The sequence below is a fragment of the Mesorhizobium sp. ES1-1 genome, from assembly GCF_020164785.1.
Taxonomy (GTDB): domain Bacteria; phylum Pseudomonadota; class Alphaproteobacteria; order Rhizobiales; family Rhizobiaceae; genus Mesorhizobium.
The window spans coordinates 225,506-241,319 of the sequence record NZ_JAIUGX010000006.1 but is presented as its reverse complement, the minus strand read 5'-3'; the positions used below and the strand labels follow the sequence as shown (position 1 = coordinate 241,319).

General features: G+C 64.3%; 14 protein-coding genes. 3 read left to right on the top strand and 11 right to left on the bottom strand.

Translation table 11 applies throughout. The features are described 5' to 3' along the window. Positions 1 to 9 precede the first annotated feature (9 nt). Positions 10 to 1,668, top strand: coding sequence for an FAD-binding dehydrogenase (locus LB513_RS12840; protein WP_224663877.1), 1,659 nt, complete (start codon positions 10 to 12; stop codon positions 1,666 to 1,668). An 18-nt stretch (positions 1,669 to 1,686) separates the two neighbouring features. On the opposite strand, the gene LB513_RS12835 is transcribed toward LB513_RS12840, so the two are convergent. From LB513_RS12835 to LB513_RS12805, 7 genes are read right to left on the bottom strand one after another with little or no spacing between them, the layout of a single operon-like run. Then, a complete protein-coding gene (locus tag LB513_RS12835; RefSeq protein WP_224663876.1) occupies positions 1,687 to 2,625 on the bottom strand; it encodes an alpha/beta hydrolase in 939 nt (312 codons plus the stop codon). 25 nt (positions 2,626 to 2,650) lie between these two features. Continuing rightward, complete coding sequence (locus LB513_RS12830) at positions 2,651 to 3,433, bottom strand: carnitinyl-CoA dehydratase (RefSeq protein ID WP_224663875.1); 783 nt, start codon at positions 3,431 to 3,433, stop codon at positions 2,651 to 2,653. Beyond that, on the bottom strand, positions 3,426 to 5,504 hold the full coding sequence (locus tag LB513_RS12825) for an acetate--CoA ligase family protein (RefSeq protein WP_224663874.1): 2,079 nt from the start codon (positions 5,502 to 5,504) through the stop codon (positions 3,426 to 3,428). Before LB513_RS12825 ends, LB513_RS12830 begins: the two co-directional genes overlap by 8 nt. A gap of 2 nt (positions 5,505 to 5,506) precedes the next feature. Then, positions 5,507 to 6,670, bottom strand: a complete 1,164-nt coding sequence (locus LB513_RS12820) for an acyl-CoA dehydrogenase family protein (protein WP_224663873.1) — start codon at positions 6,668 to 6,670, stop codon at positions 5,507 to 5,509. Between the two features lie 4 nt (positions 6,671 to 6,674). Further along, complete coding sequence (locus LB513_RS12815; protein WP_224663872.1) at positions 6,675 to 7,772, bottom strand: carnitine 3-dehydrogenase; 1,098 nt, start codon at positions 7,770 to 7,772, stop codon at positions 6,675 to 6,677. Next, positions 7,769 to 8,398: an HD domain-containing protein gene (locus LB513_RS12810; RefSeq protein ID WP_224663871.1), complete on the bottom strand. Its 630-nt coding sequence runs from the start codon at positions 8,396 to 8,398 to the stop codon at positions 7,769 to 7,771. Before LB513_RS12810 ends, LB513_RS12815 begins: the two co-directional genes overlap by 4 nt. A gap of 16 nt (positions 8,399 to 8,414) precedes the next feature. Continuing rightward, positions 8,415 to 9,332, bottom strand: a complete 918-nt coding sequence (locus tag LB513_RS12805; protein WP_224663870.1) for a 3-keto-5-aminohexanoate cleavage protein — start codon at positions 9,330 to 9,332, stop codon at positions 8,415 to 8,417. A 132-nt stretch (positions 9,333 to 9,464) separates the two neighbouring features. On the opposite strand from LB513_RS12805, the gene LB513_RS12800 reads away from it, so the two are divergent. Continuing rightward, positions 9,465 to 10,445 carry a GlxA family transcriptional regulator gene (locus tag LB513_RS12800; protein WP_224663869.1) on the top strand — a complete coding sequence of 327 codons (981 nt, stop codon included), beginning with the start codon at positions 9,465 to 9,467 and terminating at the stop codon, positions 10,443 to 10,445. A gap of 21 nt (positions 10,446 to 10,466) precedes the next feature. On the opposite strand, the gene LB513_RS12795 is transcribed toward LB513_RS12800, so the two are convergent. Further along, positions 10,467 to 10,670 carry a hypothetical protein gene (locus tag LB513_RS12795; protein WP_224663868.1) on the bottom strand — a complete coding sequence of 68 codons (204 nt, stop codon included), beginning with the start codon at positions 10,668 to 10,670 and terminating at the stop codon, positions 10,467 to 10,469. A 216-nt stretch (positions 10,671 to 10,886) separates the two neighbouring features. Next, positions 10,887 to 12,212, bottom strand: a complete 1,326-nt coding sequence (xylA, locus tag LB513_RS12790; protein WP_224663867.1) for a xylose isomerase — start codon at positions 12,210 to 12,212, stop codon at positions 10,887 to 10,889. A 108-nt stretch (positions 12,213 to 12,320) separates the two neighbouring features. Between xylA and LB513_RS12785 the strand changes: the two genes are divergently transcribed. Next, the gene (locus LB513_RS12785; protein WP_224663866.1) at positions 12,321 to 12,683 is read left to right on the top strand and encodes a nuclear transport factor 2 family protein; all 363 of its coding nucleotides are present in this window, start codon (positions 12,321 to 12,323) and stop codon (positions 12,681 to 12,683) included. 197 nt (positions 12,684 to 12,880) lie between these two features. Here LB513_RS12785 and xylB read toward each other — a convergent pair whose 3' ends face one another. Both xylB and LB513_RS12775 read right to left on the bottom strand, forming a co-directional pair. Next, a complete protein-coding gene (gene xylB, locus LB513_RS12780) occupies positions 12,881 to 14,335 on the bottom strand; it encodes a xylulokinase (protein ID WP_224663865.1) in 1,455 nt (484 codons plus the stop codon). An 83-nt stretch (positions 14,336 to 14,418) separates the two neighbouring features. Then, complete coding sequence (locus LB513_RS12775) at positions 14,419 to 15,741, bottom strand: tetratricopeptide repeat protein (RefSeq protein ID WP_224663864.1); 1,323 nt, start codon at positions 15,739 to 15,741, stop codon at positions 14,419 to 14,421. Between the last annotated feature and the right edge of the window lie 73 nt (positions 15,742 to 15,814).

The window sequence follows — 15,814 nt, the reverse complement described above, 5'->3', positions numbered from 1 at the left end:
GGAGGAACAATGGCTGACGACGCGGATGTGATCATTGTCGGCGCGGGCCTGGCCGGGTTGGTTGCAGCCGCGGAACTGGCCGATTCCGGCAAGAAGATCATCATTGTCGACCAGGAGCCGGAGCAGTCTCTGGGCGGCCAGGCATTCTGGTCGTTCGGCGGGCTTTTCCTGGTGGATTCTCCCGAGCAGCGGCGCATGCGCATCCGCGATTCGCACGACCTGGCGCTCGAGGACTGGATGGGAACAGCCGCTTTCGACCGGCCTGAGGATTTCTGGCCGCGCAAATGGGCCGAAGCCTATGTCGCCTTCGCCGCCGGCGAGAAGCGCTCCTGGCTTCTGCAGCGGGGCCTGAAATTCTTTCCAGTCGTCGGCTGGGCCGAGCGCGGCGGCGGCAACGCCATTGGCCACGGCAATTCGGTGCCGCGTTTCCACATCAGCTGGGGCACCGGCCCGGGCGTGCTCGAACCGTTTGTGCAGCGCGTGCGCGAGGCGCAGAAGCGGGGATTGGTCAGCTTCAGGTTTCGCTACCGCGTCAACGAACTGACGCGTACGGGCGCGGTCGTGACCGGTATACGCGGCGTCATCCTGCAACCGAGCGCCGTTGAGCGTGGCCGCAAGAGTTCGCGCGATGTGGCCGGCGATTTCGAGTTGCACGCGCAAGCCGTGATCGTCGCCTCCGGCGGCATCGGCGCCAACCATCAGCTCGTCCGCGAAAACTGGCCGCAACGGCTCGGCGCGCCGCCCAAGCGCATGATCACCGGTGTGCCTGACCATGTCGACGGCCGCATGCTGGCGATCACGGAACAGGCCGGCGGCTCGATCATCAACCGCGACCGCATGTGGCACTATGTCGAGGGCATCAGGAACTGGGCGCCGGTCTGGACGGACCATGCCATCCGCATCCTGCCGGGCCCATCGTCCCTCTGGCTCGACGCCCGTGGAAAGCGCCTGCCGGTGCCGCTTTATCCAGGCTTCGACACGCTGGGCACGCTCTCCCACATCATGAGTACGGGCTTCGATTATTCCTGGTTCATCCTGACCAAAAAGATCATCCAGAAGGAGTTCGCGCTGTCGGGCTCCGAACAGAACCCCGACCTGACCGGCAAGAGCTGGCGCCAGGTGCTCGGCCGCGCCACTTCGGGCATTCCCGGGCCGGTGCGCGCCTTCATGGAGAAGGGCGAGGACTTCATCGTCGAAGCCGACCTTTCGACGCTGGTTGCCCGCATGAACGCGCTGGTCGGTGGCGAGCCGCTGCTCGATCTTGCTCAGGTCGAGCGAGAGATTCGCGCGCGCGACCGCCAGCTCGACAATCCGTTCTCCAAGGACATGCAGGTCACCGCCTTGCGGGGAGCGCGGGCCTATCTGGGGGACCGTCTCATCCGCACGGCCAAGCCGCACAAGATCCTCGACCCGGCAAGCGGGCCGCTGATCGCGGTGCGGCTGAACATCCTGACCCGCAAGACGCTGGGCGGCCTGCAGACCGATCTCGACAGCCGCGTGCTGGGTGCCGATGGCGAGCCCGTGCCCGGGCTCTACGCCGTTGGCGAAGCCGCGGGCTTCGGCGGCGGCGGCATGCATGGCTATGCGGCGCTCGAAGGCACCTTCCTCGGCGGCTGCATCTTTTCCGGCCGTGGCGCCGGCAGGGCGGCAGCGGCCGCCGTGCAATAGGATCCCGCTATCCCCACTCTACAAGAGCCGGTCGCCCTTGCCGAGAGCGGTCACCGCCTCGACGATCCTGGTGAAACTTTCGCCGGCCCGACCGACCGTATGCCGCGCTCTGAGATAGCCATGCACCAAGCCTGGCTCCTCGACCCAGACGGCGCTCCCGCCGGCTGCCATGATCCGGTCGCGATAGGTCTCGCCATCCGATGATAGCGGATCGCATTGCGCGGTAATCAGCACCGTCGGCGGCAGGTTGGAAAAGTCGGTGTCGGTAAGCGGAGCCAGCGTCGCATCAATGCCACGATCCGCCCCGCCGGTGCGTATATGCTTGTAGAATTCGAGGTCTCGGACCGTCAGCATGGGCGCTTCGGCATGCGTTACATAGGACCCTTTCGAGCGGTCGCCGCCGAGGCCTGGATAGATCAGCACCTGGCCGACAGGTCTTCTCGCGCCAGCACGCGTGGCATGGCTGACGGCGGCGGCGAGATTGCCGCCGGCGCTGTCGCCGCAAAGCAGGATGGGACGATCGCGCGTGGAAGCGGCCCACGCGAAAGCCTTTATCGCATCGTCGAAGGCGGCCGGATGCGGGTGCTCCGGCGCCAGCCGGTAGTCGACGGAGACTACCTCGTGGCCGGTTCGGGCGCAGAGCTCGGCACAGACATCGTCATGGCTCTCCAGTCCACCGAGGATGAAGCCGCCGCCGTGGAAGTAGAGCACCGTCGCTGCCGCCTGCGTCCCGCCTCGATAGATGCGGATAGGGATTCGGTGGGCAGGGGCATCTACCGTGGACGTTTCAACGATGACGCCCTGGGGATAGCCGGCAAAGAATTCCCGGCACATACGGTCGTATATTTCCCGCTGCTGTACGATCGTGTAGTCGATCGTGTCGGGCGGGTAATAGGAATTGGTCCGCTCGATGAACGCCCATGTCTCGGCGTCGATGAGATTGGTGTAGTCGGTCATGGTGGGCGCGCCGCCATCTCAGACGTCACTTCCCCTTCCAAACCGGGTCGCGCTTCTCGGCAAAAGCGCGGAAGCCTTCCATATTATCGTCCGATCCATACAGCGCATCCACCGTCGGCAATTGCCGTCGCGTCACGCGGTTCATCGCATCCTGGAAAGTCAGCGACTCGGCCACGCGCGCCGTCTCCTTGATCGCTGCGAACACCAGCGGCGGGCCGCCGGCCAGGAGCCGGGCGATCTCCCAGACGCGGTCCTCGAGCTTCTCCTTGGGCAGAACCTCGTTGACCAGGCCCCAGCGATGCGCTTCGGCGACATCCATCCAGCGGCCGGTCAGCAGCAGGTCCATGGCGACATGATAGGGGATGCGCTTCGGCAGCTTGATCGTCGCGGCGTCGGCCAGCGTGCCGGCGCGGATTTCGGGCAGGGCGAAGGATGAATGGTCGGACGCATAGATGAGGTCGCAGGACAGGGCCAGTTCGAACCCGCCGCCAACAGCCATGCCGTTGACGCAGGCGATGACCGGCTTGTTCAGGTCGCGCAGCTCCTGCAGGCCGGCAAAACCGCCGACGCCATAATCACCGTCGACCGCTTCGCCGCTGGCCGCGGCCTTCAGGTCCCAGCCGGCGCAGAAGAACTTGTCGCCGGCGGTCTTGACGATGGCGACGCGCAATTCCGGATCGTCGCGGAACGCCTTGAACGTCTCGCCCATCAGGCGCGAGGTCTTCAGGTCGATGGCGTTGGCCTTGGGCCGGTCGAGCGTGACCTCGAGGATGGTTCCCTCGTGGCGGGTGGAAATGACCTCAGACATTCTTGTTCTCTCCCAGCACCAGCAATGCGTCGGCGATCCAGGCGCCCTTGCCTTCGCTGCAGACGATCAGCGGATTGATGTCGAGCTCCTCGATCTCGCCCGCATTCGCCTGCACGAAGGCGGCAATGCCCGCGATGGCGTCGATCGCGGCCGCGACATCGGCTTTCGGACGGCCGCGATAGCCGTCCAGTAGCGGAAACAATTTGAGGCCGCGCAGCGCCGCCTCGATGTCGTCGCGGGTCGCCGGCAACATCAGCGTGACGCTGTCGCGAAGCAGTTCGACGAGCACACCGCCGGTGCCGAGCGTCATCACCGCGCCGAACATCGGATCGCGGGTGAAGCCGACCAGGAGCTCGGCGACACCGTCGCGCACCATGCGCTCGACATAGAGGCCGGTGCCGAGTGGCAGCAGATCATGCGCCGCCGCGCTGACGGATTCGGCATCCCTGAGGTTGAGCCTGACGGCACCGACCTCGGATTTGTGGCTGACGCCCAAGGCCTTCACGGCGACAGGGAAGCCGAGCGCCATCGAAGAAATGACGGCCTCGACCGCATTCCCGGCGCGCTCGCCTTTCGGCACCGGAAGCCCGGCCTTGATCAACCGAGACTTGGCCTCTGCCTCGTCCGGGGTCGCATGCTCGCCGCCGGCCGCTCCTGCAGCGGAGGTGTCGATCGGCTGTGCCTGCGGCTCGCGCCAAGCCCAGCCGATAAAGGCCGCGGCCTGCGCGGCGTCCATGGCCTCGGAAATGCCGAACAAGGGCACCATGCCCCTCGCCATGAGTTCGGCGGTATACTCCTCAGGCAGGTTCTCAGGCAGCGAGGAGACAATCGCGCCATGCGCCTCGTTGGTCTTCAGCGCCGATTCGAAGGCGCGCAGAGTCGCCCACCAGTCGGTGACCGAACAGCGGTCGGGTCGCGGAAAGTCGAGCACCAGCATGTTCAAGTCGAAACCGCCCGACACCATGGCGGTGAAGGTGGCGGTCATCGCCGGTTCATTGTTCCAGATGAAGGTGTGATAATCGAGCGGGTTGGCGACGGCCACCAGAGGTCCAAGCGTAGACTTCACATGGGCGCGGTGCGCCTCGGTCAGCACAGGGAATTTGACCCGGCGGCCCTCGGCGCTGTCGGCCATCACCGATGCCTCGCCGCCCGAGCAACTCATCGAGGACAGCGTGTAGCCCGGCAGCGGCCCGGTGATGTGCAGGAGCTTCAGCGCCTCGATGAAGGCGGGGATGGAATCGATGCGGGCGATGCCCAGCCGTTTCAGGAAGGCGCCCGAAGCGGCGTCCGAGCCGGCCAAAGAGGCGGTGTGCGAGACCGTCGCCTGACGCGCCTGTTCAGAGCGGCCGACCTTCATGGCGATGATCGGCTTCTTCAGTTCCCGCGCCCTCGCGGCCAGTCTTTCGAAGCCGGCGACCGAATCGAAGGCCTCGATATGCAGGCCGAGCGCCGTAACCCTTTCGTCCTCGATCAGGCCGAGCGCCATTTCGGACAGGCCCGTCTGCGCCTGGTTGCCGGCGGTCATCAGGAAGGCGATCGGCAGGCCGCGCTTCTGCATGGTCATGTTGATGGCGATGTTGGACGACTGCGTGATGATGGCGACGCCCTTGCCGCCTTCGGCCAACCTTATGCCGCCATGCTGGTCGGGCCACAATAGCGCACCGTCCGCATAGTTGATCAGGCCATAGCAGTTCGGCCCGATGATCGGCATCGACCCGGCGGCGGCGACAAGTTCGGCCTGCAGCCGCTCGCCGTCGTCGTCATAGGCTTCGGTTTCGAGGAAGCCGGCGGCAAAGCAGACGGCCCCGCCTGCGCCGCGTTCCGCCAGGGCCTTGACGACCTCGATGGTCAGATGCCGGTTGACGCCGACAAAAGCGGCATCGGGCGCGCCCGGCAGGTCGGCCACTGAACGATAGGCTTTGCGGCCGGCGACCTCGTCCTTGGTCGGATGCACCGGCCAGATCTCGCCGGCAAAACCCATCTTGATCGACTGCGCGACGACGGCGGCCGCCTGTATCCCGCCGAACACGGCTATCGATTTCGGGCGTAGAAGGCGCTCGAGTTTGTGCATGCTCAGGCCCCGAACGGGCGCAGCAGCGCCCGCGAAATGATATGGCGCTGGATCTCCGACGTGCCTTCCCAGATGCGTTCGACACGGGCGTCGCGCCAGATGCGCTCCAGCGGCAGATCATCCATCAATCCCATGCCGCCATGGACCTGGATCGCCTCGTCGGCGACGAAGGCGAGCATTTCGCTGGCCTTCAACTTGGCCATGGCCATGTCCCGGTCAGTGACGGTGCCCTGATCGTATTTCCAGCCGGCTTCGAAGACCATCAGGTCGGCGGCCTTCAGCTCGCTCGCCATGTCGGCGAGCTTGAACGACACGCCCTGAAACTTGCCGATCTGCTGGCCGAATTGCTGGCGTTGCGCCGCATATTCCACCGCGTGGCCAAGCGCCCGCTCGGCACGGCCGAGACAGGTGGCGCCGACCTGCAGGCGGGTGGCGCCGAGCCAGGAGTTGGCGACTTCGAAACCCTTGTGCACTTCGCCAAGAACCTGGGCGGCCGGCAGCCGGCAATCGTCGAATTCCAGGATAGAATTGGTGTAGCCGCGATGCGAAACGTTGCGGTAGCCGTCGCGAACCGTAAAACCTTTGGTGCCCTTGTCGACGAAGAAGGCTGTGATCTTCTTGCGCTTGCCGCGTGGCGAATCCTCCTCGCCCGAGGCCATGAAGACAATCGCGAAGTCGGCCAGATCGGCATGGCTGATGAAATGCTTGGTGCCATTCAGCACCCAATCGTCGCCGTCTTGCACAGCGGTCGCCTTCATGCCGCGCAGGTCTGAGCCGGCGCCCGGTTCGGTCATCGCCAGGCAGTCCCATTTCTCGCCACGGATGCACGGAAACAGGTATTTTTCACGCTGCTCCGGCGTTCCGGCTAGCAGGATGTTGGAGGGGCGCGCCACGCAGGTCCAATGAAGTGCGTAGTTGGCGCGGCCGAGTTCCTTTTCGTAGAGTAGCCAGCTCACCGTATCGAGCCCAGCGCCGCCGACCTCTTCGGGCATGTTGGCGGCGTAGAGACCGGCCTCGATCGCCTTGGCCTTGATCTCCTCGATCAGGTCGCGGCGCAGGACACCGGTGCGCTCGACCTCACGCTCATGCGGGTAAAGCTCGTTCTCGACAAAGGCGCGCGTCGTTTCGACGATGAGTTTCTGTTCTTCCGAAAGACCGAAATCCATTGGCTCAGCCCTTCTTCTTGCCGGTCTTTTTCTTTTCGGCCTTCTTCACCGGCTTTAAAGCCTTGGCCTTCTCGCCCGCCTTGGAAGCCAAAGGCTTCTTGGCCGCCAGCTTGGCGAGCTGCTTGGTGTAGTCCTTGTGCAGTGCGCCGGCGCCCCAGCCTTTACCCTTGTTCTGCTTCGACAGCGCGTCCATGATGGCGACCAGATTGTCATCGCGGATCCTCTCCAGCTCGCGGATCGACAGGCCATGCGCCTGGTCGTCCGACTGGGTTGCGATGAGGTCGACCAACTCGTCGTTGAATTCCGGAACGTCCATCAGCTTGGTCCATGGCCACTGCAGGCAGGGCCCGAACTGCGCCATGAAGTGGCGCATGCCGGCTTCGCCGCCGGCGACGCGGTAGACCTGGAACATGCCCATCTGCGCCCAGCGCAGGCCGAAGCCATAGCGCATGATGTCGTCGAGTTCCTCGACCGTGCAGATGCCGTCCTTGATCAGCCACAGCGCCTCGCGCCATGCTGCCTCCAGCAGACGGTCGCCGACAAAAGCCTCGATTTCCTTGCGGATGACCACCGGCTTCATGCCGATCGAGGCATAGATCTCCTTGGCGACCTCGATTGCTTCGGGGAAGGTCTGTTCGCCGCCGACGATCTCGACCAGCGGCAGAAGATAGACAGGATTGAACGGATGGCCGACCACCAACCGCTCCGGATGTTTCTTCATGGCCACCTGCATGTCGGTCGGCTTGATGCCGGAGGTCGACGAGCCGACAATGGCGTTGGCCGGCGAATGGGTGTCGATCTCGGCCAGCACCTTATGCTTGAGGTCGAGCCGTTCGGGCACGCTTTCCTGGATGAAGTCCGCATCGGCAACAGCCTCGGCGATGGTCTTGGCGAAGGTCAGCCTGCCTTCCACGGGCAGGCCGCCCGGCACCATCTGTTTGTAGGCGCGCCGCGCGCCCTTCATCACTTCGGAGACCTTGCGCGACGCTTCGGGATCGGGATCGAAGATCGAAACGTCGATGCCGTTGAGCAGCAGGCGCGCCACCCAGCCGGCGCCGATGACACCGCCGCCGATGGCGGCCGCCTTGTTGATGATGCTCATGCTGACGCTCCGGTTCTGGTACTGGCGGTTTCTGAATCGACGAGAGGCACGCGTTCGCCGGCGCGGATCACCGCCGGGTCGTATGCCTTGCGGGCAAAGACCTCGAGCACGAAAGGCCGGAAGAACTCGATCGGCAGCGTGTCGTAGTCGGGGTCGAAGCTCGACTGGTCCCAGCGCTCGCAGAATTGGTCGCAATCGTCGAAATAGGCATGGCCGGCGAAGCGGTCGCGCGCGTGGCGATTGCCGCCGACATGGTGGGCGTAATAGAGCCGCTGGAAGTCGCCATGCTTTTCCACCACCCAGGTGCATTGTTCGCGCACGAACGGCTTCAGGATCGAAGCGGCATATTCGTCATGATTATAGGGCGCGTAGATGTCGCCGATATCATGCAGCACCGCGCAGGCAATCCAGTCCGTGTCGGCGCCGTCGCGCCAAGCGCGTGTGGCCGCCTGCAGGGAATGGCCGAGCCGGGTGATCTTGTAACCCGAAAGACCCTCGTCGAGCTGCACCAGCGCGTCGAGCAGGCGCTCGCCTGTCCTGGCGGCATAATCGGTCTCATGCGCGGTCAGGAACGCGTAGTCGTCCCTGTCGCCATCCTTCATCGCGGTGAATTTGACGGTAGCCATGCCGGGTCCCTCCAACTCAAGCCGCTATCGGCGCCCGCTTGGTCAAGTTCAGCTTCTTGCGCACTTCCTCGGGCCCCAGGACGCGGGCGCCCAGATTGGTGACGATGCTGGCGGCGCGCTCGACGAGCTGCGCATTGGTCGCCAGGACGCCCTTGTCGAGCCACAGATTGTCCTCGAGGCCGACGCGGACATTGCCTCCCGCGAGAACGGCAGCGGCGGCATAGGCCATCTGGTTGCGGCCGATGGAAAAGGCCGACCAGTTCCAGGTTGACGGCACATTGTTGACCATCGCCATGAAAGTGTTGAGGTCGTCAGGCGCACCCCATGGCACGCCCATGCAGAGCTGCACCAGGGCGTCGGCATCGAGCACCTTTTCCTCGACCAGTTGCTTGGCGAACCAAAGATGGCCGGTGTCGAAAGCCTCGATCTCCGGCTTGACGCCGAGCGCCGTCATCATGCCGCCCATGGCGCGCAGCATGCCGGGCGTGTTCGTCATGACATAGTCGGCTTCGGCGAAATTCATCGTGCCGCAGTCCAGCGTGCAGATCTCGGGCAGGCATTGGCGCACATGTTCCACGCGGTTACTGGCGCCGCCCATGTCGGTGCCCTTCTCGTTGAGCGGCAACGGCGCCTCGGGCGAGCCGAACACCATGTCGCCGCCCATGCCGGCGGTCAGGTTCAGGATGACATCGACGTTCGCCGCGCGGATGCGCTCCGTCACTTCGCGATAGAGATGCACGTCGCGCCTCGGCTTGCCGGTGTCGGGGTCGCGGACATGGCAGTGGACGATGGCCGCACCCGCCTTTGCCGCGTCGATGGCAGAATCCGCGATCTGCTTGGGCGAGCGCGGCACATGCGGGCTGCGATCCTGGGAGCCGCCGGACCCGGTCACGGCACAGGTAATGAAGACCTCACGGTTCATCGCGAGCGGCATCGAATGTCCTCCCAATCGAGATAGCCATGCATGTCGTCCAACAGTGGAAAGCGCTTTGGAGTGACGGCATGCACCAGTAGGGCCAACAATGACTGACTTGCCGGAAACTGCTTTGCGTTTTACGAAGCTCTCATGATCAAAAGCGAAAAGCCAACGATCTTTCGCGCCGAACGGTCGCCGCTCAAGGTGACGTTGCTGGTGTTTTCCGGCTCGTCCATCATGTGCGTCGCCTCGGCCGTCGATCCGCTGCGCGCCGCCAACCGCATTTCCGGCGAGACCTTGTTCGATTTCAAGCTGGTCTCGGTGACCGGTGAGGCTCCGGTCACCACTTGCGGCCTGCCAGTGGCGGTCAGTGGCCGTTTCGATGCGGCCGAACCGACAGACGTTCTTGTCGTCGTCGCCGGTTTCGGCACCCAGAACTACGCAACATCAACCCTGCTGTCAGGCCTGCGCCGCGCGGCGCGGACGGCGCGCGCCTGCGGCGGCGTCGAGGCCGGCACCTGGCTTGTGGCGCGCGCGGGCCTGCTGGAAGGACGCAGCGCCACTACCCACTGGGAAGACATGGAGGATTTTTCCTCGGCCTTTCCGGGCGTCGATGTCCGGCCCGACCGCTATGTCATCGATGGCCCGGTCTTCACCTCGGGTGGCGCGTCGCCGACCTTCGACCTGATGCTGCATCTCATTCGCACGCGGCTCGGCATGGCCGTTGCGCTCGATGTCGCCAGCGTCTTCATCTATGATCAGGCCCGCGCTGCGACGGACGCGCAGCCACTGGTCTCTCTCGGCCGGCTCGACGGCTTTGACCCACGCCTGGCGCAGGCCATCCGGCTGATGGAATCGCATGTCGACCAGCCGCTGACCATAGACGCGGTGGCCAAGCGCGCCGGCGTGACGGCGCGGACATTGGAAAGCATCTTCCGCAAGTCGATCGGCGAGACGCCGGGCGCCTACTATCTCAGACTGCGCCTGGGCGCGGCGCGCCGGTTGGTCGTCGATACGCGGGTGGCGATGGCCGATATCGCCGCGCGCACCGGCTTCTCGTCCGCCGCGGCGTTTTCAAGGGCATTTTCAAGGGCTTTCGGCGAAGCGCCGGTCAGGTTGCGCCGCGGTTAGCCAGGGGTATGGAACGTGCGATCAGGCGGCGTCCCGGCGGTCACCGTCGAGTTGCGAGCGCATCTGCTTGACCAGCCGGATTTCAAAACGGTTGCTGACGGCGCGATCCCATTCGTTCGAGAGCCTTGCATCGTCGGTCTTGCGCGGCATGGCCATCAGCCGATCGATGATGGAGCCTGTTTCGCCCGGTGAGAGCAGGGCGTCGATTTCATGTTCGTTCTGCATCGGTTCGCCTCCTTCTTCGGCTCCGCCACGCAGCATCCTTATAGGAGATTCGTGACGGCTGTTTGAAGGCAAGAGCGAGGTGATTGGAGGGCGGCAACGGGCAAAACGATGTCGCCGCTGCCCACCTTTTGGGTAAAGCCATTCTCTCGGCTGGATCGAACGCTAGCCACCAACGTTTTTCGGTACCTTGGCGGGTCTGGTTCAAGAGCCGATCGTTCAGACGTATCTGTTGACGATGTTTTCCAGCAATTCCTGGCGGCCGGACTTCGGCTCAGGCTCGATCTTCTGCTTGACGACGCGCTCGGCGATCTCTTCCAGCGTCCTCTTGCCGGCAAGCATCGCCTTGCCTTCAGAGGTGTTCCACCCGGCATAGCGTTCGGCCAGCGGCGCCGACAACGCCTTGTCCTCGATCATGCGGGCAGCGGCCTTGAGGCCGCGCGCGCAAGAATCCATGCCACCGATATGCCCGATCAGCAGGTCCTGCGGGTCGAGCGACTGGCGGCGCAGCTTGGCGTCGAAATTGGTGCCGCCGGTCTTGAAGCCACCTGCCTGCAGAACCTGGTAATAGGCCAACGCCATCTCCGGCACGTTGTTGGGGAACTGGTCGGTATCCCAGCCCGACTGGTAGTCGTTGCGGTTCATGTCGATGGAGCCGAAGATGCCGAGCGCATTGGCCAGCGCCAGTTCGTGCTCGAAGGAATGTCCGGCCAGGATGGCGTGGCCCTGCTCGATATTGAGCTTGACCTCCTTTTCCAGGCCGAAGCGCTTGAGGAAGCCGTAAACGGTCGCGACATCGTAATCATACTGGTGCTTGGTCGGCTCCTGCGGCTTCGGCTCGATCAGGATGGTGCCCTTGAAGCCGATCTTGTGCTTGTAGTCGACGACCAGGCTAAGGAAGCGGCCGGCCTGCTCCTGCTCGCGCGCAAGGTCGGTGTTGAGCAGCGTCTCATATCCTTCGCGCCCGCCCCACAGAACGTAGTTTTCGCCCTTCAGCCGCTTGGTGACGTCGATGCAGCTTTTCACTGTGGCCGCAGCGTATGCAAACACATCCGGGTCGGGATTGGTGGCGGCGCCCGACATGAAACGGCGATGGGAGAACAGGTTGGCCGTGCCCCACAGGAGCTTGACACCCGTCTGCTTCATCTTGCCGGCAAAATAGTCGGCGATCTCGTCGAGACGCGCGGCGCTCTCGGCAAAATCCTTGCCCTCCGGCCGTACGTCGGCGTCGTGGAAGCAGAAATAGGGCGCGCCGAGCAGCGAGAACATTTCGAAGGCGACGTCAGCCTTCAGTTTTGCCAGTTCCATCGTGTCGACGCCGCCCGCCTTCGGGAACCACGGCCGGTCGAAAGTCTGGCCGCCGAACGGATCGCCCCCCGGCCAGGCAAAGGAGTGCCAGTAAGCAACCGCAAAGCGCAAATGGTCTTCCAGCCGCTTGCCTGCCACCACCTCGTCGGGATTGTAGAACCTGTAGGCGAGCGGATTGGTCGAGTCCGGCCCTTCATATTTGATCTTCTGGATGTCGCCGAAAAACCCGCTGCTCATGATTTTCTCCTCTCGAATGGCACCCTGATTACCTCAGGCGTAATTGGTTGCGTTCTTTCCCCGGGCGAAAACGGTCGCGTCAAAGCCAGTCAACAAAGGAGACAGACCATGGCCGACCTCAATAAGATCGCCGGAGGTTACATCGCCGCCTGGAACGAGAGCGACGCGGCCCGCCGCGCAGCCTTGCTCGAGGCGATCTTCACCGACGACGTCAGCTACCGTGATCCGCTGATGCAGGGTGATGGACATGCCGGCGTCGGAGCGCTCATCGACGGCGTGCAGCAGCGCTTTCCCGGCTTCCGCTTCTCCCTGAAGGGCGCGCCCGACGGTTTTGCCGACACAATCCGCTTCTCGTGGAACCTCGGCCCGGAAGGCAGCGAATCCGTCATCGAAGGTACCGACATCGGCATCATCGAGAATGGCCGCCTGAGGAACGTGACCGGCTTTCTGGACAAGGTGCCGGCGCAGTGAGGCTAGTTGGGTAAAGACGGTCCGAGGCACCCCCCTCTGGCCTGCCGGCCATCTCCCCCGCAAAGGGGGAGATCGGCTGTCGGGACGACCTTCGCCAATGACCAATGTCGAAAGGAATGAGGCATCGCCAAAGCTGCCAATCTCCCCCCTTGAGGGGGAGATGCCCGGCAGGGCAGAGGGGGGCGCCTCGCGCCTGCTCACGCCGTAACGCCCCTTATCGCAGGATACAGCGCCCGGTAGCGGTGATAAGCGTCTGCATACGCTTCGCCAAGCGCGGCGTCCGGCTCGATCGTGGCCTCGGTTCTGGGTGCCGTGCAAACCGTGAGCGGATCCGCCCCTGTCGCCGCAATCAGGCCGAGCCGCGCCGCGCCGAAGGCGGCGCCGAAGTCGCCGTCGGCGGGGATGTCGACCGGCAGGCCGAGCGCGGTGGCGATGGATTTCAACCAGTAGCGCGAGCGCGAGCCGCCGCCAATGGCGGTCACGCGCGTCAAGGTCGTGCCGGCGGTCTTCAAGGCTTCGAGACTGTCGCGGAAGGCAAAGGCGACGCCCTCAAGCACCGCCTGGGTCAGCACGGTGCGGCTCGATTCATGCGCCAGCCCCGTGAACGAACCGCGAATGGCGGCGTCATTGTGCGGCGTGCGTTCGCCGGAGAGGTAGGGCAGGAAGGAAACTCCTGTCGGTGCCTTCAGCGTCTCGCCGAGTTCAGCGGTCAGGTCGCCGGCGCCCTTGCCGGTAATCTCCGACAGCCAGTTCAGCGAATCGGTCGCCGACAGGATGACTCCCATCTGGTGCCAGGTGTTGGGCAGCGCGTGGCAGAAAGTGTGCACTGCGCTGGCCGGGTTCGGCAAATAGGAAGCATTGGCGGCAAACAGAACGCCCGACGTGCCGAGCGAGACGAAAGCGTGACCGGCGCCGACGGTCCCCATGCCGCAGGCCGACGCTGCGTTATCGCCGGCACCGCCGGCGATCGGGATGCCCGCTCTCACACCCCATTTCGATGCCAGTTCGGCACGCAGCGAACCGGCCTTCTGGCTGCCTTCGACCAGGGACGGCATCTGCCTCTCATCGAGCGATGTGGCGCCCAGCAATTCCGCGGACCAGGCCCGCTTGCCGACATCGAGCCAAGAGGTGCCGGCCGAATCCGACATTTCCGAGATGTGCTCGCCGGTCAGCCAGAGCCGCAAAAAGTCCTTGGGCAGCAGGACCTTTGCCACTTTGGAGAAAATGGCGGGCTCATTGTTCTTGACCCAGGCAAGCTTCGGCGCGGTGAAGCCGGGAAAAACGATGTTGCCGGTGAGCGCGCGAAAGCGCGGATCTGCGTCGAGTGCGGCCGCCTCGGCATGGCTGCGCGTATCGTTCCACAGGATGCAGGGACGCAGCACTTGATCAGCGGCATCGAGCAAGGTCGCGCCATGCATGTGCCCCGACAGGCCGATGCCTTCGACAGCGGCGAATTCCCTGGGGTAAGCGGCCTTCAATTGAGCAATTGCCGCCTCGCAGGCGCGGATCCACTCGGCCGGGTCCTGTTCGGACCATCCAGGATGCGGCCGGGAAACATCCATGGACGCGTGGCCGGAGCCGATGACGGTTTGGCCGGCGTCGATCAACAGCGCCTTGACGCCTGACGTGCCCAAGTCGAGGCCGAGATACATGATGTCCTCCCCATGCCGTTAATTTTTTTCGGATCCCGAAAAAATCTGGCTTGGCCAGTTTTTAAGACAAGATCGGCCTGTGGTCAATTCTCCGACAATTCGGCCGCGCGCCGCGAAAGCAACGCCGACAGCGGACTATCGGACCGTGACATCGAGCGCTCGGCCGTGAGCGCCCTCGCCAGCGCAGCCTCGCCGGCACGCAAGGCGGCCTCGATCAGCGTCAGGTCGATGACGTCGCGCTGGGCGTGGCTGCCGCCGAAACGATGGGCGATCGCCCGGATCGGGCGGATCAGCCGAACGGCTTCTTCATATCTGCCTTCGCCGAACGCCTTGATGGCGAGCGTCAGCGGATGGCCGACGTCCCGGGTGAAGGCAGCGTTGTCACCGCTGCCGCGCATGGCTTCCACCTGCGTCTCGAGCAGCGCTCGCGCCGGCGCTTCAAGTCCGCCGCCGACGAAGGCCATCATGGCGTGGGCATCGTTGAAGGCATAGTCGCCGAAGCCGGCCTTGGGCCAATTGGCAGCCAGCGCCGCCCAGCGGTGGCCGGCATCGACGCCGCCGAGATAGAGCCGCCAGAGGATTGCCGAGGCATCGACCATGTTGAGTGCCATGGCTGACGGCGTGCCGTAGATCGGACCATCATAGAGGGCGAGAACCTCATCAATTTCGCCCAGATCATAGTGGAACAGGGCCAAGTGCCACCAATTATGCACCTGCAGGAAGCTGTCCCGCGTCCACGCTTCAGGATTGGCGCGCATCCAGGCGATGCCATCCCTCTGCCGGCTTTGCATTTCCATGACATGCGCCACGGCATGCTGTGCCCAGCCGTCGCGCGGCTCGATCTCCACAGCGCTGCGGCCAAGCTTCTCGGCCCTGCCATAGTCGCCCATCTCCTCCAGCCCGAAAGCCTGCATGCCTAGGATGGCATGGTAGCCCGGCATGCCGCTTTGCCAGGACGGCAGCGCGCGGCCAATGCGGTCGCGCAGCATGCGGGCATTGCCGGTGAAAAAGTCGATCTGGTGGCCCACCTGAAGCCCGACAGCGTCCAGCGGGAAGTCGATTGTGATGTCCTCGAGAATCCGGCCCGCCTCATGCCATCGCCCTCCTGCGAGATGGCCGAGGGCCATGACATGCGCCTGCTCGCGCGCGTTCGCCGCGAGCGGCAGTGCCGCCTCGTGGCAAGCCTTGGCTATCGCCGTAGCGCCTCGTTCGGTGGCGAGGCCGAAGAGATATCCCTTGAACACATGCGCCATGACGAAGCCGGGGTCCTGCGCGAGGGCGCCGTCGATCGAGGCGACGGGATCTCCGATGAAGCATTGCAATTCCCGCACTGCCCGGCCGTACGAAGCGAACCCGCCTTCCGTCGCCCCCGACAATGTCAGACCGAATGCATCTCTGACCGGCATGCCCCCTCCTTCAAAAAGCGCGTCCGATCCAAGACCATGGACAGCCGCCGTGCGGCGGTCTTTGGCTTTGCCG